Annotated in this window: 22 protein-coding genes (1 of these 22 cut by a window edge); 12 read left to right on the plus strand and 10 right to left on the minus strand. The window is 73.0% G+C overall.

Annotation, left to right across the window (positions count from 1 at the left end; genetic code table 11):
* Positions 1–39: 39 nt before the first annotated feature.
* The gene (locus ACFZ8E_RS26025; protein ID WP_405044264.1) at positions 40–633 is read left to right on the plus strand and encodes an alpha/beta hydrolase family protein; all 594 of its coding nucleotides are present in this window, start codon (positions 40–42) and stop codon (positions 631–633) included.
* 121 nt (positions 634–754) lie between these two features.
* Complete coding sequence (locus ACFZ8E_RS26030) at positions 755–1,012, plus strand: hypothetical protein (protein ID WP_243945523.1); 258 nt, start codon at positions 755–757, stop codon at positions 1,010–1,012.
* 29 nt (positions 1,013–1,041) lie between these two features.
* On the opposite strand, the gene metB is transcribed toward ACFZ8E_RS26030, so the two are convergent.
* The 3 genes from metB to ACFZ8E_RS26045 form a co-directional block, all read right to left on the minus strand.
* Positions 1,042–2,205 carry a cystathionine gamma-synthase gene (gene metB, locus ACFZ8E_RS26035; RefSeq protein WP_405044265.1) on the minus strand — a complete coding sequence of 388 codons (1,164 nt, stop codon included), beginning with the start codon at positions 2,203–2,205 and terminating at the stop codon, positions 1,042–1,044.
* Positions 2,206–2,319: 114 nt separating this feature from the next.
* Positions 2,320–3,144: a hypothetical protein gene (locus tag ACFZ8E_RS26040; protein ID WP_405044454.1), complete on the minus strand. Its 825-nt coding sequence runs from the start codon at positions 3,142–3,144 to the stop codon at positions 2,320–2,322.
* A 133-nt stretch (positions 3,145–3,277) separates the two neighbouring features.
* Complete coding sequence (locus ACFZ8E_RS26045; protein ID WP_243933708.1) at positions 3,278–3,469, minus strand: hypothetical protein; 192 nt, start codon at positions 3,467–3,469, stop codon at positions 3,278–3,280.
* Between the two features lie 541 nt (positions 3,470–4,010).
* Between ACFZ8E_RS26045 and ACFZ8E_RS26050 the strand changes: the two genes are divergently transcribed.
* Together ACFZ8E_RS26050 and gshB are read left to right on the plus strand one after the other, a co-directional pair.
* Entirely contained in the window at positions 4,011–4,274 is a 264-nt protein-coding gene (locus ACFZ8E_RS26050; protein WP_147729324.1) for a hypothetical protein, read from the plus strand.
* Between the two features lie 123 nt (positions 4,275–4,397).
* On the plus strand, positions 4,398–5,348 hold the full coding sequence (gshB, locus tag ACFZ8E_RS26055; RefSeq protein ID WP_243938243.1) for a glutathione synthase: 951 nt from the start codon (positions 4,398–4,400) through the stop codon (positions 5,346–5,348).
* 125 nt (positions 5,349–5,473) lie between these two features.
* Here the strand turns inward: gshB and ACFZ8E_RS26060 are convergent, their stop codons facing one another.
* The 5 genes from ACFZ8E_RS26060 to ACFZ8E_RS26080 form a co-directional block, all read right to left on the minus strand.
* A complete protein-coding gene (locus ACFZ8E_RS26060) occupies positions 5,474–5,878 on the minus strand; it encodes a BrnA antitoxin family protein (protein ID WP_147842843.1) in 405 nt (134 codons plus the stop codon).
* Complete coding sequence (locus tag ACFZ8E_RS26065) at positions 5,865–6,140, minus strand: BrnT family toxin (protein WP_147842842.1); 276 nt, start codon at positions 6,138–6,140, stop codon at positions 5,865–5,867. Before ACFZ8E_RS26065 ends, ACFZ8E_RS26060 begins: the two co-directional genes overlap by 14 nt.
* A 96-nt stretch (positions 6,141–6,236) precedes the next feature.
* Positions 6,237–7,769: a sodium:proton antiporter gene (locus ACFZ8E_RS26070; RefSeq protein WP_147860059.1), complete on the minus strand. Its 1,533-nt coding sequence runs from the start codon at positions 7,767–7,769 to the stop codon at positions 6,237–6,239.
* A gap of 118 nt (positions 7,770–7,887) precedes the next feature.
* Entirely contained in the window at positions 7,888–8,130 is a 243-nt protein-coding gene (locus ACFZ8E_RS26075; RefSeq protein ID WP_147728911.1) for a hypothetical protein, read from the minus strand.
* Entirely contained in the window at positions 8,127–9,386 is a 1,260-nt protein-coding gene (locus ACFZ8E_RS26080) for a helix-turn-helix domain-containing protein (protein ID WP_147860060.1), read from the minus strand. Before ACFZ8E_RS26080 ends, ACFZ8E_RS26075 begins: the two co-directional genes overlap by 4 nt.
* Before the next feature lie 277 nt (positions 9,387–9,663).
* Here ACFZ8E_RS26080 and ACFZ8E_RS26085 point away from each other — a divergent pair, with 277 nt between their 5' ends.
* Together ACFZ8E_RS26085 and ACFZ8E_RS26090 are read left to right on the plus strand one after the other, a co-directional pair.
* Positions 9,664–10,374 (plus strand): Crp/Fnr family transcriptional regulator, encoded by a 711-nt coding sequence (locus ACFZ8E_RS26085; protein WP_243933713.1) that lies wholly within the window; start codon positions 9,664–9,666, stop codon positions 10,372–10,374.
* Positions 10,374–10,634: a DUF6894 family protein gene (locus tag ACFZ8E_RS26090; protein ID WP_147728908.1), complete on the plus strand. Its 261-nt coding sequence runs from the start codon at positions 10,374–10,376 to the stop codon at positions 10,632–10,634. The genes ACFZ8E_RS26085 and ACFZ8E_RS26090 overlap by 1 nt, the downstream gene beginning before the upstream one ends.
* Positions 10,635–10,675: 41 nt before the next feature.
* Here ACFZ8E_RS26090 and ACFZ8E_RS26095 read toward each other — a convergent pair whose 3' ends face one another.
* The gene (locus ACFZ8E_RS26095) at positions 10,676–12,109 is read right to left on the minus strand and encodes a carbohydrate porin (RefSeq protein ID WP_243938260.1); all 1,434 of its coding nucleotides are present in this window, start codon (positions 12,107–12,109) and stop codon (positions 10,676–10,678) included.
* Positions 12,110–12,573: 464 nt separating this feature from the next.
* On the opposite strand from ACFZ8E_RS26095, the gene ACFZ8E_RS26100 reads away from it, so the two are divergent.
* Positions 12,574–14,172, plus strand: coding sequence for a gamma-glutamyltransferase family protein (locus ACFZ8E_RS26100; RefSeq protein WP_405044266.1), 1,599 nt, complete (start codon positions 12,574–12,576; stop codon positions 14,170–14,172).
* Positions 14,173–14,326: 154 nt separating this feature from the next.
* Here the strand turns inward: ACFZ8E_RS26100 and ACFZ8E_RS26105 are convergent, their stop codons facing one another.
* Positions 14,327–14,815, minus strand: coding sequence for a DUF302 domain-containing protein (locus ACFZ8E_RS26105; RefSeq protein WP_243933716.1), 489 nt, complete (start codon positions 14,813–14,815; stop codon positions 14,327–14,329).
* A gap of 255 nt (positions 14,816–15,070) precedes the next feature.
* Between ACFZ8E_RS26105 and ACFZ8E_RS26110 the strand changes: the two genes are divergently transcribed.
* The 5 genes from ACFZ8E_RS26110 to cueR form a co-directional block, all read left to right on the plus strand.
* Entirely contained in the window at positions 15,071–15,490 is a 420-nt protein-coding gene (locus ACFZ8E_RS26110; RefSeq protein WP_243945558.1) for a hypothetical protein, read from the plus strand.
* Between the two features lie 202 nt (positions 15,491–15,692).
* The gene (locus tag ACFZ8E_RS26115) at positions 15,693–16,436 is read left to right on the plus strand and encodes a dienelactone hydrolase family protein (protein WP_243945515.1); all 744 of its coding nucleotides are present in this window, start codon (positions 15,693–15,695) and stop codon (positions 16,434–16,436) included.
* Positions 16,437–16,995: 559 nt separating this feature from the next.
* Positions 16,996–17,973: a transporter gene (locus ACFZ8E_RS26120; RefSeq protein ID WP_147728801.1), complete on the plus strand. Its 978-nt coding sequence runs from the start codon at positions 16,996–16,998 to the stop codon at positions 17,971–17,973.
* An 845-nt stretch (positions 17,974–18,818) separates the two neighbouring features.
* Positions 18,819–21,311 (plus strand): heavy metal translocating P-type ATPase, encoded by a 2,493-nt coding sequence (locus tag ACFZ8E_RS26125; RefSeq protein ID WP_405044267.1) that lies wholly within the window; start codon positions 18,819–18,821, stop codon positions 21,309–21,311.
* Positions 21,311–21,454, plus strand: the 5' portion of a protein-coding gene (gene cueR, locus ACFZ8E_RS26130) for a Cu(I)-responsive transcriptional regulator (RefSeq protein ID WP_147844750.1). 324 nt of this gene lie beyond the right edge of the window; 144 of the gene's 468 nt are visible here — the first part of the coding sequence; it begins with the start codon at positions 21,311–21,313; its stop codon lies off the right edge, out of view. The genes ACFZ8E_RS26125 and cueR overlap by 1 nt, the downstream gene beginning before the upstream one ends.

The raw sequence follows: 21,454 nt of genomic DNA on the forward strand, positions 1-21,454 counted from the left end.
GGAACGGCCGCGGGCCGGCGGCGCGGGAGGACGACCTCGATGATCGAGCTGATCCCGCGGGCGCACCTGTTCGGCAACCCGCTGCGGACCGCCTACCGGATCAGCCGCGACGGGACGCGGCTGGCCTGGCTCGCGCCGGTCGAGGGCGTGCTCAACCTCTGGGTCGGGCCGGCCGGCGACCCGGCTTCCGGCGCGCCGGTGACCGCCACCGCGGCATCCGCGACTACGAATGGGCCTATGACGGGCGCCACCTGCTCTACCTGCAGGACACGGACGGCGACGAGAACCACCGACCCGCTGGCCTACGCGGTCGACCGCGCGCGCTCGCCGGTCCACGTCGCCGACCGGATCCGGGTGCCGCTGCTGATCGCGCAGGGCGCGAACGATCCGCGGGTGCGGCAGGCGGAATCCGACCAGATGGTCGCGGCGCTCGTCGCCAAGCGCATCCCGGTCACCTACCTGCTGTTCCCCGACGAGGGCCACGGCTTCGCCCGGCCGGAGAACAGCCTCGCCTTCCACGCCCGGGCCGAAGCCTTCCTCGGCCGCCACCTCGGCGGCCGCGTCGAGCCGATCCACCGGCACGAGGCCGAGGGACGCGCGATGCGGATCCTGCGCGACGATCCGCCGGCCTGAGAACGGTCGCCTGCGCCGCGATGCGATCCCCTCACGAAAGCGTGTGGCGATCCGCGGCCGAATTGTATGGATTTTGTATTCAAACCAGCAACCTTCCGACCGGTACGTTCGTACCGATGGCATGGTCAACGACAACGTGCATTCCCTGCAAGCGATCGCCGACGCCCTCGGGCTGCCCGTGGAAGCCTTCGCGGCCGGAGCGCAAGGGGACCGAGCGCAAGGGGCCGGAGAGCGAGAGGCCGGGGCACAGTCGGCCGGCGAGCTCGGCGAGCTGGCGTCCCTGCTGCAGCTCTGGCTCTCGATCCGCGATCCCCAGGCCCGGCGCCGCGTCCTCAACGCGATGCGCGGCGAAGCGGAACGCCCGGGCAGCGGCGGCTGAGCCGGCGCGGGCGGCCGCCGCGCGGACCTTCAGGCGGGCGGGAGGGCGTCGAGCGCGCGGGACAGGTCGGCCAGGAGGTCGTCCTCCGCCTCGAGCCCGATCGACAGCCGCAGCAGCCCGCCGGTGATGCCGGCGATCGCGCGCGCGTCGGGATCCATCGCCGCATGGGTCATGGTCTCGGCGTGCGAGATCAGGCTCTCGACCCCGCCGAGGGACTCGGCCAGCGTGAACACCCGCAGCACCGCCACGAACCGCCGCACCGCCTCGCGCCCGCCCGCGAGCTCGAAGCTCAGCATGGCGCCGAAGCCGCTCTGCTGCGCCTTGGCGAGGGCGTGGCCCGGATGGGTCTCAAGGCCGGGATAGTACACCGCGGCGACGGCCGGGTGGCCGGCCAGGAACGCGGCGAGACGCCCGGCGGTCTTCTGCTGCTGCTCGATCCGCACGAACAGGGTGCGCACGCCCCGCAGCGTGAGGTAGGCGTCGAACGACGAGCCGGTGACGCCGATGGTGTTGGCCCAGGCGGCGAGCTCGTCGCCGACCTTGGCGTCGGCCGCGACCACCGCGCCCCCGACCACGTCGGAATGCCCGTTGAGGAACTTGGTCGTCGCGTGCACGACGAGGTCGGCCCCGAGCGCCAGGGGCCGCTGCAGGGCCGGCGACAGGAAGGTGTTGTCGACCACCGAGAGCGCGCCGGCCTCGCGGGCGAGCCCGGTGACGCGGCGGACGTCGACGACGCGCATCAGCGGGTTGCTCGGCGTCTCGATCAGCACGACCTTGGGCCTTCTCGCGAAGGCCGCGGCCAAAGCCGCCGGGTCGTTCTGGTCGACGAAGGCAACCGTGTAGTGCCCGCGCGCGCTGCGCAGGCTGAGCAGGCGGTGCGTGCCGCCGTAGCAATCGTGCGGGGCGATCAGGAGGTCGCCCGGCCGCAGGCTCGACAGCGCCAGGTCGAGGGCCGCCATGCCGCTCGACACCACGACCGCGCGGGCGCCGCCCTCGAGCTTGGCGATGGTGTCGGCGAGCTGGTCGCGCGTCGGGTTGCCCAGACGCGAGTAGTCGTACGGCCCCGGCTTCTCGAAGGCCGGGAACTTGTATGTCGTCGAGAGATGGATCGGGGCGATGACGGCGCCGTACGCGGTGTCCTCGGCCACGCCGTTGGTGGCCGCGATCGTGCGCGCTGCTTTCGGTTCGGTCATCGCTTCCCCTCCTCCCGGGAATCGGTCCGCGGTGCGATCCGACGGCCCCGCCGAGGCGTTCTTTATAGAGGACGAAACGATCTTACAACGGAACGTGGCGTCGCGTGCCGCCTTTCAGTCCTTCACGACCAGCGGGCGCACCGGCGGCAACGCCGCGGCCCCATCCTCACCGGGCACGAGGCCGCAGCGGAAGGCGGCCTCGCGCGGGAGCAGCGGGTCGAGCAGCGCGCGGCGGGCGGCGAGCACGCCGATGCTGCGCTCCGCCCCCACGGCCTCCGGGCCGGGCAGCGCGACGACGAGGTGCTCGACCGCGTAGCGGTAGCGCGCGGTGCGCTCGGCCAGTTCGAGCCGGACCCAGGCGATCAGGCATCGGTTCTCGGCCACCCGCATGGCGGCGTTGCGCACGTCGACATCGTCGAGCGCCCTGGCGAAGGGAAGGCTGCGCAGCCGCAGGGCGTCGGCGTCGATCACCCGCGCGGCGATCGCGACGAAGGGCGGGATCAGCCGGGCGTCGGCGGTCGCGTCCTCGGACAGCCGGCGGTAGCGCGAGACCGGCGAGCGGGCGGGCTCTGCGACGAGGGCGTCGTGATAGGCGGCGACGTCCCCCGGGCGCCACGAGGGCGGCAGCACGCGGGCGCGGGTGAGGTTGGCGAGCACGTCGACGAACGCGGCCTCGGGGGCCGCCGGCATCAGGAAGCGCCAGGCGCGCGCGCGCAGCGTCTGCTCCTCGTCGGTCAGCGGGAAGGCGGAGGCCGGCTCCTCGCGCTCGCGGGCGGCCAGCGTCCCGGTGGTCTCGACCAGGCTGTTCCAGGCGCCGGCCTTCGGGCGGCCGAAATCGCCCTCCTGGGCGCAGGCGGCCAGCAGCGCGGTGAGGAGCGCGGCGGTGAGCGCGCAGGTCGCGACCGGGCTCGCGCGGCGCCGGGCGCCGGCGATCGGAATCGGCACGCGCCGGGCCTGACTCGGCCGGGGCTGACTCGGCCGGCCCTGACTTGGCATGGTCCGCCTCGTTCGGGTGTCGATGGGGTGGGACGCGGGGATCGTCGGGCCGGCGGGTCGCCCGCCGGGGGCCGGATCAGGAGGCGAGGCGCTCGTAGCGCACGCCGAGGAACAGCAGGATCTCGCCGCGGCGCTCGCCGGCCTCGGGACGCCGGGGGGGCCGGGGCGCGGCGGGGAACGGCACCACGCGGCCGGCCGGCACGCGCGGCGCGACGTCGTCGACGGCCGGCGGGTCGGATCGGAGGGCGGCGGGTCGGGAGACGGTCATGGGGGGCACCTGTCGGCTGATCCGGGCATCGCGCCCGGGCCCCGGGGCGGGGCGTCGGCAAGGGCGACGGCGTGTCGATGGCCGGCAGATCAGCACGCCATGGTTAACGCATCGTTTCCCGGAGGCGCGCTCGCAAGAACGGCGCGCGGGGCCTCATCGCGCGGCGCGTGCCGGCCCCGGCACGCCGTTGGCCTGCCCCTTGCAGGATCGGATCCGCCCATGGCGGGCGTTTCCTCCCAACGACTGGGCCCTGCTCGCGACCCGGGCGGGGCCCTTCTTCTGCGCCGGGCCGATCCGTGCCGGCGGACGCCGTCGCCCGGGGGATCGCGGCCGATGCTGCGTTGCGGTGGCGGAGCGGCCGAAGCGGAACCGTCGCACGGTCAGGGCGCTTGCCTAGCGACCGTCGGGCCCGATATGCCGTGCCATTCGCGGATGCGCCCCTCGCGGACCCGCCGCCCGGGATTCCATGACCGACAAGCAAGGACCACGCTGGATGCGACTGGACACGTTTCGACACGCCCGTGGCGCAAGGCTGCCCCGGATGCTCCGCCCGGTGGCGCTGGCGGCCCTCCCGCTCGCCCTGCTGGCGCTCGCCGGCAGCCCGGCGCAGGCCCAGCGCGAGGACCAGGGGCTGCAGCTCGGCTGCGCCAACGACTATTTCCGCCTCTGCGCGGGCGTCGACCCGAACAGCCCGGCGGCCGAGGCCTGCATGACGCGCAACCGCAAGCGCCTCTCGCCCGAGTGCCGCAACGCCATCGGCGACTACGACAAGCGCACCGGCGGCAAGTCGATGCCGGAGGATTGATCGGTCCGGGCGCGTCCGCGACGCGCCCGAAGCGACGATGGGGACGACGAGCGGCCGGCTCGGTCCGGGGGGATGCGGCGATTCCCCAGGGAGCCGGCCGCGTCATGAGTGGAGCCCGACGACATGGCTTTGACCGTTGCGGTCCAGATGGACCCGATCCAGGCGATCCGCATCGCCGGCGACACCACCTTCGCCCTGCTGCTCGAGGCGCAGGCGCGCGGCCACCGGCTGATCTACTACACCCCCGACCGGCTCTCGATGCAGGGCCGCCGCGTCACCGCGCGGGTGCAGGCGCTGACCGTGCAGGACGTGGAGGGCGCGCACGCGACGCTCGGCGAGATCGAGCGGATCGACCTGTCGGAGGCCGACGTGGTGCTGATGCGCCAGGACCCGCCCTTCGACATGGCCTACATCACCGCGACCCACATGCTGGAGAAGATCCACCCGCAGACGCTGGTGGTGAACAACCCGGCCGAAGTCCGCAACGCGCCGGAAAAGCTCTTCGTCCTCGACTTCCCCGACCTGATGCCGCCGACGCTGATCTCCCGCGACAAGGCGGAGATCGAGGACTTTCGCCGCGAGCACGGCACCGTGGCGATGAAGCCGCTGCACGGCCACGGCGGCGCGGCGGTGTTCCGCGTCTCCGAGACCGACCCGAACTTCGGCTCGATGTTCGACCTGTTCTCGGTCACCTTCCGCGAGGCGTGGGTGGTGCAGCGCTTCCTCGAGAAGATCACCGAGGGCGACAAGCGCATCATCCTGGTCGACGGCGAGCCGATGGGCGCGATCAACCGCGTGCCGGCCCTGAACGATATCCGCTCCAACATGGTCCGCGGCGGCGCCGCCCGGCCCTCCGACCTGACCGAGCGGGAGCGCGAGATCTGCGCCACGATCGGCCCGGAGCTGCGCCGCCGCGGCCTGATCCTCGTCGGCATCGACGTGATCGACGGGCACCTGACCGAGATCAACGTCACCTCCCCGACCGGCATCCGCGCGATCAAGCGCCTGGGCGGCCCGGACCTCGCCGTGAGCGTGTGGGACGCGATCGAGGCGCGCGTGGGCGCGCAGGTCTGAAGCCTTTTCGAGCGAGGTGGATGCCGGCTCGCGTGAAGACAGTGCGACATCACAACAAGGGAGAGCATTGTCCGTGACCTGGTGATCACGGACAATGTTCTAGGGCGCGTCCCTCGCCTTTGCGGTCAGGCGGTGCGCTTGATCGCGCGCCGCTCGGCCGAGGGCGCCTGCGTCCCGTCGTGGACGGCGCGATTCCGATCAGGGCGAGGGTCGCGTTGGGTGTGCGTCGCCAGCCCGGCTGCGAGCGCCGCGTTCATTCGCGTCTGCCAGCCCGGCCCGCCCGCCTTGTAGGCGTCCAGCACCTCCGCCGGCACGCGCAGGGAGACCGGGACGCTGCGCCGCTCGACCTTCGGCCGGCCGGCCCTCTTGGTGAAGGCCTCGGCCATCGCGGGCGGCATCCCTTCGACGCCGGGCCTGGCGCGCGCCAGCTCCGCATCGGTCAGGGGCGGCGTGTCGGACACGGCATCCCAATCCGCCTGGGTATAGGCGTCGTTCGGGACGTAGCTCGGGGCAGGATCACGCTTGCTCATAGGACGCTCGCTCCTTCCGGCCGGCACGCCGCACGCTGATCACGTCGATCACCTCGGAGCCGAGCGGCGAAACGATCGCCACGACGACCGTTTCGCCGTGCCACGTCCCGATCAGCTTGAAGCGGGCGCGTCCGGTGCGGCTCGGCTTGGCGGCGATGTTCAGGAAGCGGTCGAAACTGAAGGCCTCCTCGAACGCAGCGAGATCGAAGCCGTGCTTGACGATGTTCGCCTGTCGCTTCGGCTCGTCGAAGGCGAACCTCATGGTTCCGGTCTACACCGAAACCCGACGTCCGCAAGCCTATTTCGGTATATACAGCCCGACGGTGGCGGCACGTGATCCCATCCGTTCTGGCCGATCTCACGTCTCCGATTTCGGCGTCGCGTTCAACTCGGCCCAATCGAACTCCTCCTCCAGCACGAAGTAGGCGTCGTCGCCGATCGCGCCCTCGCGGCGCAGGCGCATGACCGTGTCGCGGGCGGCGCCGATGGCGCGGCGGCGCAGGCCGTCGGTGGGCAGCGATTCCGGGGCGCGGCCCTCGTCGTGGTCCTCGGCCGCCGCGAGCGCGCCGCGAAGCTCCTCGCGCAGGGCCTCGGTGCCGGCGTCGTCCTCGGCCCCCTCGAGGCTGTCGAGCGCCGCGCGGTAGGCTTCGGCCCGGGCGCGGCCCACCTCGCGGCCGACCGGGTCGTCGTCCTCGAGGCCGAGCCGGGCGAGCAGCGGGTTCAGGGTCAGGCCCTGGACCACGAGGGTGCCGAGCACCGTGCCGAAGGCGGCGAACACGATGAGGTCGCGCTGGGGGAAGCCCTGCGGCAGGGCGAGCGCCGTGGCGATGGTGAGGATGCCGCGCATCCCCGCCCACGACACCGCGATCGCGCCGCGGAAGGCGTGGCGGCCGGGCTCGGCGAAGGCGAGGCCGGGCAGGGCGGAGGCCGGCAGCACCCAGGCGATCCGCACCAGCACCACCGTGGCGAAGACCGCGCCGGCGAGCGCGAGCGCGCCGAGCTGGTCGGCGCCGGCGAGGCGCTGCAGGATCGGGCCGATCTGGATGCCGATCAGCACGAAGGCCAGCACGTTGAGCACGAACACCGCGGTGTTCCAGACCGCGTAGGAGATGATGCGGGTGCGCGGCGCGGTGATGCCGGGGGTGCCGCGCGCCACGGTGATCGCGAAGGCGACCAGCGTCAGCACCCCCGACATCTCCAGGCGCTCGGCCGCGATCCAGATGCCGAAGGCGGCCACGAACTGCAGCACGATGGTGCTGGCCGCATCTTGCACCCGCCGCATCCCGGCGACGAAGGCGAACCCCGCGAGCGGCCCGACGACCAGGCTCGCGACCACGCCGACGAGGAAGGTCGGGCCGACCTCGGAGGCGTGGAAGGCGCCGCTCGCGGCGGCCGCGACGCCGAGCCGGTAGATCAGCAGCGAGCCGGCATCGTTGAGCAGGCTCTCGCCGCGCAGGATGGTGGTGAGGCGGTGCGGCAGCGAGACGTGGCGCAGCACCGAGAGCGCGGCCACCGCGTCGGGCGGCGCGACGATCGCGCCGAGCACGATGCAGGCGGCGAGCGGCATGCCCGGCACCAGCAGCTTGGCGACGACGGCGACGGCGATCGTCGTCACCGCCACCGCGCCGAAGGCGAGGCCAGCGATCGGGCGCCAGTTCACCCGCAGGTCGCGCAGCGAGGTGGCGTAGCCGGCATCCATCAGCACGGGGGCGAGGAACAGCGCCAGCGCCAGCTCGGGGTCGAGCTCGAGGTTCGGCACGCCCGGCACGAAGGCCAGCCCGACGCCGCCGAGCGCCAGGAAGGCCGGATACGGCGCCCCGATCCGCCGCGCGAAAGCAGCCAGAAGCACCGCGCCGAACAGGACGCCGACGACCCAATCGAAGATGATCATGGATCGGAGATAGGGCGCTGCGGGCGGCGCGGCGCACGCCCCGGCGGAGCAAGCTCGGGATTTGCCGAACCCAGGACTTGCCCAGCTCAGGACTTGCCCAGTTCAGGACTTGCCCAGCTCAGGATTTGCCGAGCCGGTCGCGGATCCAGGCCTGTGCCGCGTCGAGGTCGACGAAGACGGGGGCCCGCGGGTCGTCGAGCGGCCCGAAGCCGGCCTCCAGGAACCAGCGGCCCGCCCCGTCCTCGTGCTGGTCGGACAGGCGCACCAGCACGGCGACGAGGAAGCCGTCGGAGAAGACGAGCCGGCTCTCGTGGTCGTCGCTTCCCGTGGCGACCTGCACGGGCTGCAGGAACAGGCTCATGCGGCGGCCCGCTCGCCGAGATGGAGGTAGTTGGGCTTGAATTCGGCCAGCGCCCTCAGCCGGGGCAGGTCGAGGATCCGCACCCGCTTGCCGCGGAACTCGATGAGCCCGGACCGGCGCAGCTCCTGCAGCGTGCGGTTGAGGTGCACGTTCGACAGGCCGGTGGTGTCGGCGAGATCCAGCTGCGTGAGCGGCAGGTCGTAGCTGTCGTCCTCGGCCAGCCCCACCACCTGCAGCCGGATGCGAAGCTCGCAGAACAGGTGCGCGAGCCGCTCCAGGGCCGAGCGGCAGCCGACGTTCACCAGCCATTCGCGCAGCGTCGCCTCGTCCACCAGCGTGGTCATCCGGAGCGCACGGGCGATCCGGGGATGGCTCTCCATCACCTCGACCACCGTCCTCGGCGGGATCAGCACCACGCGGCAGGCCGACAGCGTGGTGATCGAGTGGTCCATCGCGTCCAGCAACGCCACGTCGAGGTCGCAGAGGTCGCCCGGGACCAGGTAGGCGGTGATCTGGCGGGTGCCGGTGGCGCGCACCTTGTGGCGGCAGGCGATGCCCTCCAGGATCAGGAACACGCCCTGCGGCGCGTCGCCCTCGCGGGCGAGGTCGGTCTGCGACGGGACGATCCGCGACGGGGCGCTGATCCGCTCCAGCAGCGCCTCGTCGGCCTCCGACAGGGCCGCGAAGCCCTCGAGCTTGCGCACGAGCGGGTTGCGGCCCCTCGCCGCCCGAAGCCGCCGGACCGGTGCGGTCGGCGCATCGCCGGCGGGCGCGCGGCCGACGGGCTCGACGTGGGTCGGGGGCGCATGGACCGCCCCCTCATGCGCCGGCGCCGATCCGGCGGCGGCCAAAGCCGGCTCGTCGAGGGCGGGCTGGTCGATGGCCGGCTCGTCGAGGGTCAGCGCGTCGAGCAGGGCCACCACGTCCCAGGGCAGCGCCGGCTTGCGCAGCCAGGGCTCGTCCCGGACGTCGCGGGCGGCGGGGTCGTCGCGCTCGAGGCCGGAATGGACGAGGAAGGGCAGCCGGCACTGGCGCAGCCGCGCGATCAGGGCGTCGGAGGGTCCTTCCTTGAGCACCAGGTCGACGACCGCCACGCTCGGCGCCTCCCGCTCCAGTGACAGCAGCGCCTCGGCCGCCGTCGCGAACGGCCCGATCACCCGGTAGCCCGCCCCCTCCAGGGCGTCGCTCAAATCCATGGCGACGATCGCGTCGGCTTCGGCGACCAGCACCGCCGGTTGCTGGGCCACGTCTTTCATTCGGATCTCCGGACGCGAAGGCGGCCGCCCCTTCGAGCAGCGCAGAGAGCAAGGTTTCGAATTCTAGACATACGCGAATGCCGCCCGGAAGAGGCACGGGAGCTTCAGTATGATAGCCAACACTTGGGTCTGTCTGCAATCATACAAACATCGAGGCGCGAAACTTTTCGATTGACCTCGCCGCGGGCGAGCGCTCATCTGGCCCATCGCCTGCCGGGGAGACGAGGCGCGGGCGCCTGGGAGACAGCGTGTGCTCTTGCCCGATCGGGACCGAGCGATGCCGGCACCGCAGCGATCCAGCGTCCGCAACCGCTTGCTGAGGGCGCTCTCGCCCGCCGACTTCGCGTTGCTCCAGCCGGCCCTGCAGCCGGTCGCGACCGAGCTGCGACAGACCCTGATCGCGCCCGACGAGCCGATCCGGACGCTGTACTTCCCCGAGGACAGCCTTGCCTCGATCGTCAGCGGGGCCGCCGGCAGGGTCGAGATCGGCGTGATCGGGCGGGAGGGCCTGGTCGGGGCCGCGCCGGTGCTGCTCGCCGTCGACCGGTCGCCGTTCCACCACTTCGTCCAGAGCCCGGGCGGGATGCTGTCCATCGCCACCGCGGACCTGCTGGCCGCGGTCGACGAGAGCCCGACCCTGCGCGGGCTGCTGCTGCGCTTCGTCCAGATCCTGATGCTGCAGACGGCGCAGACCGCCTTCGTCAACGCGGCCTACAACATCGACGTGCGCCTCGCCCGCTGGCTGCTGATGTGCCACGATCGGCTGGAGGGCGACGACCTCGTGCTCACCCACGAGTTCCTGTCCCTGATGCTGGGCGCGCAGCGCAGCAGCACGACCCTGGCGGTCCAGGCCCTGGAGGGGCACGGCCTGATCCGCGCGCGGCGCGGCCGCATCACGATCCTGAGCCGCGAAGGGCTGGAGGCGGTCGTGGACGACGGCTACGGCCTGCCCGAGCGCGAGTACGCCCGGTTGATCGGGAGCCTGTGATGCCGCGGTACTTCTTCCATGTCCGGCACCGCGAAGGCCCGGCGGGGCTGGCGATCGACGAGGAGGGCGACGAGCTCGCCGACGTGGAGGCCGCCCGCGCGCGGGCGCTCGCCGTCGCCCGCCGGATGATCGCGCAGGACCGCCTGACGCTGATCCGCGACTGGATGGTGTGCAGCTTCGAGATCGCCGACGAGGCCGGCGAGCGCGTGCTCACGGTGCCGTTCGGCGACACCGTCCCGGACGAGGACGGCCCGGGCTGACCCGCAGGCCTCGCGGCCGCGGGCCGGCGCGCCGCCCGGGCTCAATACTGCACGGTCGCCCGCACCCCGAGCACGGTGGCGTTCTTCAGCCGGCGCCCGTCCGCGTCGGCGACGCCGCCGCTCGGGCGGATGATGTACTGCACGTCCGGCTGCACGGTGAAGCCCGGCACCACCAGCGCCTGGTAGGTCGCCTCCAGCGCGGTCTCGGCCCGCCGCCGCGGGATCGCGGTGCCGGTGAACAGGATGGTGTCGGTGTCGGCCCGGCGCGCGTCGTCGGCGTAGCGGGCATAGGCGATGCCGGCGCCGATCGTGTCGTCGTCGCGCCCCGGGATCAGGCCCTTGTAGGCCAGGCCGGCATCGACGTAGGCCGAGATCAGGCTGGAGCGCGTCGGCGAGAGCGAGGCGCGCACGAACACCGACAGGCCCTCGTCGTCCTTCTCGGGCTCGATCAGCAGGCTCTGGTCGATCATCGCGTAGAGGCCGGCATTGCCCCGGCGCTGGCGCGGCACGCCGGACGAGGCCGGGTCGGCGAGGGACAGGCCGAGCGTGTCGCGGCGCAGGTCGTCGAAGCGGCCGAAATGCTGCCAGCCGCCGAACGTCACCGTGCCCGGCAGCGCCGTCGAGCCCTTCTCGGTGTTGTAGGAATAGGCCGCCTCGGCCACGATCAGGGCCGGGTCGTTCGTGCGGAAGTTCGTGCCGGTGCGGTTGAGGCGCTGCTCCTCCGCGTCGTCGCCGGGGCGGTTGGCGCCGGCCGGATCGCCGTCGTAGATCCCGGCCTGGAACGACAGGCCGCCGCCGGGCTCGAACTTTGCGCGGATGGCCGGCGCCGCCACGGGATAGGCCGGGCCGCCGGAAGGCAGGTTGGCGCTGGTGATCGCCGGCCAGCCGAAGCTCGAGTTCACGAACAGCGTCGCGGTCTGGCTGACGAAGAACTCGGTGTCGGCGGCCTGCTGGCCGATGCGCAGGCCGAGCTTGCCGTCGAGGAACTGCTGGTCGAACCACAGCACGTAGAGCCGGGTCGCGGGCAGCGCCCCGATCACGCTGACGTCGAGCAGGTTGCCGACGTAGTAGCGCGACAGGCCGGTGCCGTGGATGAAGTAGGCGTTGGCGTGCACGCTCGCGCCCTGCCAGCCGGCGAGCTTGTCGAGGTCGAGGTAGAGCCGCAGGTTCAGCCGGTCCTCGACCACCGCCCCCTGCCGCATCCCGCCGGTCGGGTTGCCGAGCACGTCGGTGATGTAGGTGAGGCTGTACTGGATGCCCCGCTCCTTCAGGACCGGGCGCAGGCCGAACGGATCGCCGAGCGGCCCGAGATAGGGCTCGACCGAGCGGGCATAGCCGCCCGAGGTCTGGCTCGTGGTCTCGGGCTGCGCCACCGAGGTCCGCACGTCGCCGCCGGCGCCTTCGCGGATCACCGGAATGACCGGGGGCGCCGGCGATGCCTGCTGCGCTTGCGCAAGCGTCGGGAGGCCGAGCATCGCGGCGGCGAGGCAAGGGAGCAGGCGGCTGCGCGGAAGGGGGGCTGGACGCGACACGACTGAACCCTGAAGCCTTCGTGGCCCGATCCTAGCCCCACCGAACGGGGCTGTCCCGTGCAGGTTAAGCACACCAGCCGGGTTCCGGGCCGAAGGGATGCTTCGGAGGGCCGGTGAAGCGCGGATCTCCTCGCTCTCACAGATCTGGGGCTTGCCCGAGATCTGCACGTCGTGTGCCCAAACCTGCTCGTCGTGTGGCCAAGTCGGAGAGACCCGACTTGGATGCGGGAGAGGGACACGGTGAGGGGGACAGGTCTTTCCGGACAGGTCGCACCCCGACCTCTCCCAGACGGGAGCGGGGGCCGCGTCGGCGCTTCGCGCGATCCCTTCGTCGAGACCCGCGGCTTTGCGCCCGCGGCACGGTTTTCGTACAGCCGGCCGATCCGTCGCCAGCCGTGAGCGAGACCATGCCCGAGACACCCGTCTTCTCCCACGGCGCCGTCGCCGCCCCGCACCACCGCGCCGCGCAGGCCGGGCAGACCGTGCTGGCGCAGGGCGGCAACGCGATCGAGGCGATGACCGCGATGGCCGCGACGATCGCCGTGGTCTACCCGCACATGAACGGCATCGGCGGCGACGGGTTCTGGCTGGTGCGCGAGAAGGGCGGCCGGGTGCGCGGCATCGAGGCCTGCGGGCCGGCCGGCGCGCTCGCCACCCGGGCGCGCTACCGTGAGCGCGAGCTCGACGCCATCCCGTCCCGCGGCTCCGACGCCTGCGTCACGGTCGCGGGCGCCGTCGGCGGCTGGCGGCTGGCGCTGGAGCTGTCGCGGGCGCTCGGCGGCAGGCTGCCGCTGGAGACGCTGCTCGCCGACGCGATCCGCCACGCCCGCGAGGGCTGCCCGGTCTCGCCCTCGGAGGGGCGCTACGTGCCGAAGGAGCTCGACACCCTCCACGACGCCCCGAACTTTTCCGCGACGTTCCTCAAGGCGGGCAAGCCGTGGCCGGTGGGCGACGTGCGGAGGTTGCCGGCGCTGGCCGCGACCCTGGAGCAGCTCGCCCATGCCGGGCTCGACGACTTCTACCGCGGCGACGTCGGCCGCGAGATCGCCGCCGACCTCGAGCGCCTCGGCGCGCCGGTGACGCGGGCCGACCTGAAGGCCTACCAGCCGCGCGAGCGCGCGCCGCTCTCGATCCGCCGCCGCGACGCGACGCTCTACAACTTCCCGCCGCCGACGCAGGGCCTGGCGGCGCTGCTGATCCTCGGCATCGTCGACCGCCTCGACATCCGCCAGGCGGAGACCACGGCGCATTACCACGGGCTGATCGAGGCGACGAAGCGCGCCTTCGCGATCCGCGACCGGGTGGTGACCGACCACGACCGCCTGACCTCGGACCCGGCGACCTACCTCACGCCCGAAAGCCTCGCCCGCGAGGCGGCGCAGGTGGACATGGCGCGCGCCGCCGCGATCCCGCTGCGGAACCCTGGCGAGGGCGACACCGTGTGGATGGGCGCGATCGATGCCGACGGCCTGGCCGTGTCCTACATCCAGTCGATCTACTGGGAATACGGCTCGGGCTGCGTGCTGCCGAAGACCGGCATCCACTGGCAGAACCGCGGCACGTCGTTCTCGCTCGACGCCGACGCCGTGAACCCGCTGGAGCCGGGACGGCGCCCGTTCCACACCCTGATCCCGGCGCTCGCCTGCTTCGACGACGGCCGGGTGATGGCCTACGGCTCGATGGGCGGCGACGGCCAGCCGCAGTTCCAGGCGCAGATCTTCACCCGCTACGCCGATTACGGCCGCAGCCCCGCCGACGCGGTCGACGCCCCGCGCCTGCTCTACGGCCGCACCTGGGGCGCGGAATCGCTGACGGTGAAGGTCGAGGACCGCTTCGACCCGGCCTGCATCCGCGCCCTCGAGCGCATGGGCCACCGGATCGAGGAGCTCGGCGGCGCCTACATCGACTCGCTCGGCCACGCCGGCATGCTGGTGCGCCACGCCAGGAACGGGCGGATCGAGGCGACGCACGACCCGCGCTCGGACGGCGGCGCGCTGGGGTTGTGAGGGAACGGGCGGCCGGAGGCGCGCCGCGACGCTTCCGCGGCGGACCCGGGCGCGATCGGATGGGTCGGCCCACGGGCCGCGATCGGCCGCTCCCTCGGGGGCGGCCGGATGGCGAGGATCCGGCCGCGCCGGCCGCCGTGCCCGTCCGGCGAGATCAGGCGGCCGCCGCGGCGAGGACGCAGCGGAGCTGCTCGTCCAGGTCGCGCGCGACGCCGTCGACCTCGGGGTTGCCGAACTGGCCGAAGGTGGTGGCCGGGCGGTCGTACTCGAACGCGACGCGGCCCTCGGCATCCTCGCGCAGGAGCACCCGGACCGGCGCGTACAGGGCGGCCGAAAGGACGTGCCGGGTCATCCGCGCGGCCGTCAGCGGGTTGCCGATGTCGTACTGGACGGCCTTGCGCACGAGCCCGGCGGTGCGGAGCAGCCCGCCATGGTCGCGGGCGCCGAAGATCGAGAGCGGCGCCTGGCGCTCGAGGAGGTCGCGCGCCGCGTCCACCTGCCCGTCCAGCAGCAGCTCGGCATAGGCGTGGTCGAGGCGCGGCACCGACGCCTCCAGGGCGGACCGCACCGCCTCGAAGGACTTGGGGGAGCGCAGCGTCACGTGCTCGATCGTGACCTGGGTCGCGGATATCGGGTCGTTCATGGAATCGATGCCTCGGGTCTCTCGCCTCGGGTTCTCAGGCTCGATCGCGCGCGCCGGACGCGTGGCCCGCCTCCGCTGCGGCCGACCGACCGCCGTATGCCTGAAGGAGGGCGCGGAGCGGCGTCCGCAAGACGGATAAGATATCTACGCCATCGATACTTGGGATCGATCGCATCTGTTTGATCGATAGAGTGGCCGTTCGCATCTTCGCCTCATCGAACGACGGGCAGCCCCGTCGCAGTTGAGGATCGACGGATGACCCACCGCACCATCACCCTCGCCGCCGCCGTGGCCCTGACCATCGGGACCCTCGCCGCGGCCCCCGCCTCCGAGGCGACCGCCACCGGAAACGCCGTCGCCGTGCCCGCCGTGCTCGGTGCGGGCTATCACGTGCCGGGCGTGGCGCTCGGCGCCGCCGACGTCCGCGCGCAGGGCGGCCTTCTCGTGCCGAACCTGACGCGGTGGCGGCCCGCATCCGTTGCCGAGGCGTCGGCCGAGCGCTTCCAGGCGCCGGCCGCCTTCACCGTCGCCTACCGGACCCGCGGCATCGCCACGAATGCCGCCCAGGTCCTCAAGCAGGGCGGGTTCGCGACCGCCGGCGCCGTGCGCTGGCTGCCCGATGTCCCCGCCTCGGCCGAGCTCGGCGCAAGCACCGTGACGCTCGGGGCCCTGTGAGCGGGGACCGGTCCGCGGAGCGAGCCTCAACCCTGCGAAGCCCTGGCCGATCGCGCGCATCGGCCAGGACTGCAGATCCACCCGATGCGCCGCCGCGCCGCGCGCCTTTCGCTCGACCGGGTCGACGGGTTTGCGGCCGGTCCGCCCGCGGCCGTAGATGGTCCGGCGCGGACATCGCCGATGTCCTGCCGAGGAGGCTTCGATGGCGACCGAGCAGACCACGATCCGGACACGCGACGGCGCCTGCCCGACGCATGTCGTGACGCCTGCCGGTGGCGGGCCGTGGCCGGCGGTGATCCTCTACATGGACGCCGGCGGCATCCGCCCGGCGATGCTCGACATGGCGCGGCGGCTCGCCGATGCCGGCTACGTCGTCCTCGTCCCGGATCTGTTCTACCGCTACGGCCCCTACGGGCCGTTCGTGCCGCGCGACGTCCTGGCGGCCGGCTTCCGCGCCATCCTCGGCCCGCTGATGGCGACGACCGACCCGATCAAGGCCGCGGAGGATACCGGTGCCGTCCTGGCCTATCTCGACACGCGCGACGACGTCGCGGGACGCAGGGTCGGTGCGGTCGGCTTCTGCATGGGGGGCGGCATGGCGCTTGCCGCGGCGGGAACCTACCCCCACCGATTCGCCGCCGCGGCGAGCTTCCACGGCGGCAACCTCGCCACCGATGCGCCGACGAGCCCCCACCGGCTCGCGCCCGCGCTGACGGCGGAGATCCACATCGCCGCGGCCGAGAACGACGACAGCTATCCGCCCGCGATGGCCGCGCGCCTGGAGCACGCCCTGGCGCAGGCCGGCGTGCGCTACACGGCGCGGACCTATCCCGCCGCGCATGGCTGGATGATGCCGGATTTCCCCGTCCACGATCCCGACGCCGCCGAGCAGGGCTGGCACGCGATGCGCGCCCTCTTCGGCCGCACGCTGCACGGCGGCGGATAACGGCGCGCCGCGGATCGTATTGGGCCCTTCCGGGAAGACCGGCCGCCCTCCCCCGCCCGAGGCGCGGTCCGGCGCCTGCGCCGGGGATCGATGCCCCGCTCTCGGACGCGGGTCGCGAGCAGGGTCCCCCCGTGTTCGGATCCCTTGGGCGCGCGAGGTCCGCCTATTGCCGCCCTATTCGTGCGGGCGTCCCGGACGAACCCCGATCGATCGGCCGTCCTCGATCCTATTCGAGCCGTCGCGGGCCCGCGCATCGAGGCGATGTGCATCACATCGGGGGCTCAGGCCCGGGCGGTGCTGATGAGGCTCCGGCCGCCGCCCCCGGAAAGTGCAGCCTTTGTGCAACGGCCGCCCAATCTTGGCACTAAGGTGCCTGAAACCGCTATTTTTTTGGGCGACGCTGTAGAATAATTCTCCAGGTTGAGACGGAAGAGGTCGGACCGCAAGACGGCGCTTGGGCCATCGCCGAACAGAACTCGCACCGGACAAGCGAGCTTCGGCACGATGGTCTCGAGGCGACGTGCCCGACATTCGAGATCCCTGGGGTAGGAACGAGAACATGATGAAGACCTGGCTTGCCGCAGGTGCGGTCGCCCTCACCGTCGGCATGAGCACCACCGTTCTGGCCGGTCCGGTCACGCAGCCCGGCGAGCAGGTCGGTCTCGCCTACGGCCCGCTGCCGCAAGGCGTCTACGCGATCAACACCTTCAGCACCGGCCGCGGCGACGCGCGCAACAGCCCGGACGTCGGCGTCAACGTGCCGATCCTGGTCTGGTCGACCGGCTACAAGGTGCTCGGCGCGACCATCATGCCTGTGATCGCGGTCCCGTCGGTGTTCGTGGGCACGAACAACCCGGCCGGCGTCGCCAACCAGGACCAGAGCTACTTCTACAACCCCTTCATCGGCAACATCTTCGCCTGGGATCTCGGCAACAAGATCAGCGCCGCCTACCTCGTCGGCGCCTATGTCGGCGTCGGCGACCGCGGCTCGCTCTGCAACGGCGCTCCCGGCGCCGCCTGCATCGCCGGCGGTGCCACCCCGGTGCTGCCGCAGGTCGCCGGCACCTCGATCCGCAACACCGGCGGCATCTCCTACACCGGCGAAGGCTGGAACCTGACCGCCGCGCTCACCCACATCCTGCAGGTGGACGACGCGCCGCGCTTCGGCGGCCAGGTCGGCGCCGCCCTCGGCCCGATCCCGAATTCCGACGGCCTCTACATCGACCTGACCGCGACCAAGACCTTCGGCAAGTTCGAGATCGGCGCCGTGGCCTACGGCTACACCGACCTGCCGGTGAACCGGAACCGGGCGATCTACGCGAACTACCAGAAGCAGGGCACGTTCGCGGCCGGCGGCCTGATCGGCTACGACTTCGGCATCTTCAAGACGCAGCTCATGGTGACCCGCACCGTCGCCGACCGCGGCGTCGGCCCGTTCGCCGACGAGACCCGCGGCTGGGTCCGCTTCATCGCGCCGCTCTACACCACCGCCGCCGCCGCGGTCGCCGCGCCGACCCCGCTCGTCCGCAAGTACTGATCGCCAACGACCGATCGACCGACGATGCCGGCTCCCCGTGAGCCGGCATCGTCATGTCGGGTGGCCGCGATCGTCGCGAACCGCGTCCATCGGCCGATGCGGAGCGATCGCCGCCGACCGGTCGCCCGCGAGGCACGACGAAAAGCCCCGCGCGGCTCGAGCCGGCGGGGCTGAGTGTGAGAATCGAAGCAAAGGGGAAACGGAAGCTTCGCCTTCTCAGGATCGACAGCATATCAATCGCCGACCCGACAGCAAGGTCTGATTTCATAAGTCACGGATCCTGGAACGGAATTACAGTTTTGACGATCCGTTCTGTGAGAAATACGAATCGGATATTGACCTCGCAATCCCTCGAAGGATCGGCAGCAGCCCGGCAGCATGCTCCGCTCGGCATCGGCATGGTGCCGGCATGCGCGGCACCGATCCGGCGCTCCCCGGGCCCAGCGCGCGCATCGGCGCCCCCGACCTCTGAAACGGACGGCCCCCGCACGGCCTGAAGCGGCGGCGGTCGACCGGCCCGCCGGCCGGCGCCAGGCTGGTGGCCATGCACGGTCCACAGCGCCTCGGATCGCAGGGCCGGTGACGGATCGATCGGGTGCCGCTCCGGGGGCCGGCGCGACCCGGTCCGCGAGCGTGCGGGTCGAGCGTCCGCTGCCGCGGCTGATCGCGCGGCGCCGAACCTGGCTCGCTGCCGCCGTCGGCGCGGGCCCGCGGCTCCGCGACGACCGGAGCCGGCCGCGCCCCTGACCGCCGACGGCTGAAAGCCGATCCCCGCATCCGGCGCCGTTCAAGCCTTCACCATCCGGCCTTGACCTTCCGACCGTTGGAAGCCCCATCTCGGCTCCATGCTGAACGCAGACGCCGACACGCTCACCCCGACCGCGACCGCGCCGCACGCGCCGGCCGACACCCGCACCGTCGCCCTGCCCGTCTCGGGCATGACCTGCGCGTCCTGCGCCGGCCGCATCGAGACGGCGTTGCGGGCGGTGCCGGGCGTCGCGAGCGCCTCCGTGAACCTCGCCACCGAGCGGGCCAGCGTCACCGTCGCGGCCGGGGTGCCGACCGCCGCCCTCGCGCAGGCGGTGACGGATGCCGGCTACGACGTCGCGGCCGAGACCGTCGATCTCGCGGTCACGGGCATGACCTGCGCGTCCTGCGCCGGGCGGGTGGAGGCGGCGTTGCGGGTCGTGCCCGGCGTCTCCGCGGCCGCGGTCAACCTCGCCACCGAGCGGGCGCGGGTGACGGTCGCGGCCGGCACCGTCACCGCCGACGCGCTCGTCGCGGCGATCGAGGCGGCCGGCTACGAGGCGGCCCCGGCGGCACCCGCGGGCGGGGCCGAGGCCGCGGACGTCCAGCGGGACGCCGCCGCGCGCCGCGACGGGCTCCACCTCCTCGTCGCAGGCCTGCTCGCGGCGCCGCTGGTCGCGCCGATGCTGCTGATGCCGTTCGGGATCGCGTGGATGCCGCCCGGCTGGCTGCAGCTGGCGCTCGCCACCCCGATCCAGCTTTGGCTCGGCGCCCGATTCTACCGGGCCGGCTGGCGCGCGCTGCGGGCCGGCGCCGGCAACATGGACCTGCTCGTCGCGCTCGGCACCTCGGCGGCCTACGGCCTCAGCCTGGTCGAGCTGGTCCGGGCCGAGGCGCACGGCCACGCGGCGCCGCACCTGTATTTCGAGACCTCGGCGGTGGTGATCACCCTGGTGCTGCTCGGCAAGCGCCTGGAAAGCCGCGCCAAGCGGCGCACCGCGTCGGCGATCCGCGCGCTGACGGCGTTGCGCCCCGAGCGTGCGCGCCTGCGCCGGCCGGACGGCAGCGAGGCCGAGATCGACGTCGCGGCGCTCCGGGTCGGCGACATGGTCGTGGTCCGCCCCGGCGAGCGGCTGCCCGCCGACGGCACCGTCCGCGCCGGCGCGAGCCAGGTCGACGAGGCGCTGATCACCGGCGAGAGCGTGCCGGTCGCCAAGGCGGTCGGCGACCGGGTCGTCGGCGGCGCGATCAACGGCGACGGCCTGCTCGTGGTCGAGGCCGTCGCGGTCGGCGCGGAGGCGACCCTGGCGCGGATCATCCGCCTGGTCGAGGACGCGCAGGCGGCCAAGGCCCCGATCCAGCGCCTGGTCGACCGGGTGAGCGCGGTGTTCGTGCCGGTGGTGCTCGGGCTGGCGCTTCTCACCTTCCTCGGCTGGTGGCTCGTGGCCGGCGCCGGCGTCGAGGCCGCGCTGATCGACGCGGTGGCGGTCCTCGTGATCGCCTGCCCCTGCGCGCTCGGCCTGGCGACGCCCACGGCGATCATGGCCGGCACCGGCGTCGCGGCGCGCCACGGCATCCTGATCAAGGACGCGGAGGCGCTGGAGGTGGCCCATGCCCTCGACACGGTCGCCTTCGACAAGACCGGCACGCTGACGGAGGGACGCCCGACGGTGACCGAGCTCGAGCCCGCGCCGGGCATCGCGCGGGCCGACCTCCTGCGCCGCGCCGCGGCGCTGCAGGCCGGCAGCGAGCATCCCCTCGCCCGCGCCGTCGCGGCGCTGGCCGCCGCCGAGGGCGTGTCGCCGCCGGCCGCGTCCGACCTGCGGGCGTTGCCCGGCCGCGGCGTCGCCGCCGTGGTGGAGGGCCGCACGCTGCGCCTCGGCAGCCGCCGGCTGATGGTCGAGGACGGCGTCGACCTCACGGCGCTCGCCGCGCGGGCCGAGGCGTTGGCGCGGGACGGCCGCACGGTCTCGTGGCTCGCCGAGGCGGGTCGCGACCCGGACCAGGCGCCGCGGCTCCTCGGCCTGATCGCGTTCGGCGATGCGATGAAGCCCTCGGCGGCCGCGGCCGTGGCCGCGCTCCGCCGGCGCGGCCTGCGCATCGTGATGCTGACCGGCGACAATCGCGGCAGCGCCGCCCGGGCGGCCGAGGCGCTCGGCCTCGACGCGGTCACGGCCGAGCTTCTGCCGGAGGACAAGGCGGCGGCGATCCTGCGCCTGAAGGCCGGCGGGCGCCGGGTCGCCATGGTCGGCGACGGCGTCAACGACGCGCCGGCGCTCGCGGCCGCCGATGTCGGCATCGCCCTGAGCAGCGGGACCGACGTCGCGATGCACGCCGCCGGCATCACGCTGATGCGCGGCGATCCCGTGCTGGTCGCCGACGCCGTCGACATCGCCCGGCGGACCTACGCCAAGATCCGGCAGAACCTGTTCTGGGCGCTGGCCTACAACGTCGTCGGCATTCCGCTCGCGGCCGCCGGCCTGCTCAGCCCGATGGTCGCCGGCGCCGCGATGGCGTTCTCCAGCGTCAGCGTCGTCGGCAACGCGCTGTTGCTGCGCCGCTGGCGCCCGGCCGCGGAGGCGCGGCGATGATGACCATCGGCGAGGCCGCACGGGCCTCCGGCGTCTCGGCCAAGATGATCCGCTACTACGAGAGCACCGGCCTGATCGACCGGGCGGCGCGATCGGAAGCCGGCTACCGGCACTACACCGAAGCGGAGATCCACACGTTGCGC

This window comes from Methylobacterium sp. HMF5984 (assembly GCF_045033435.1).
Classification (GTDB): domain Bacteria; phylum Pseudomonadota; class Alphaproteobacteria; order Rhizobiales; family Beijerinckiaceae; genus Methylobacterium.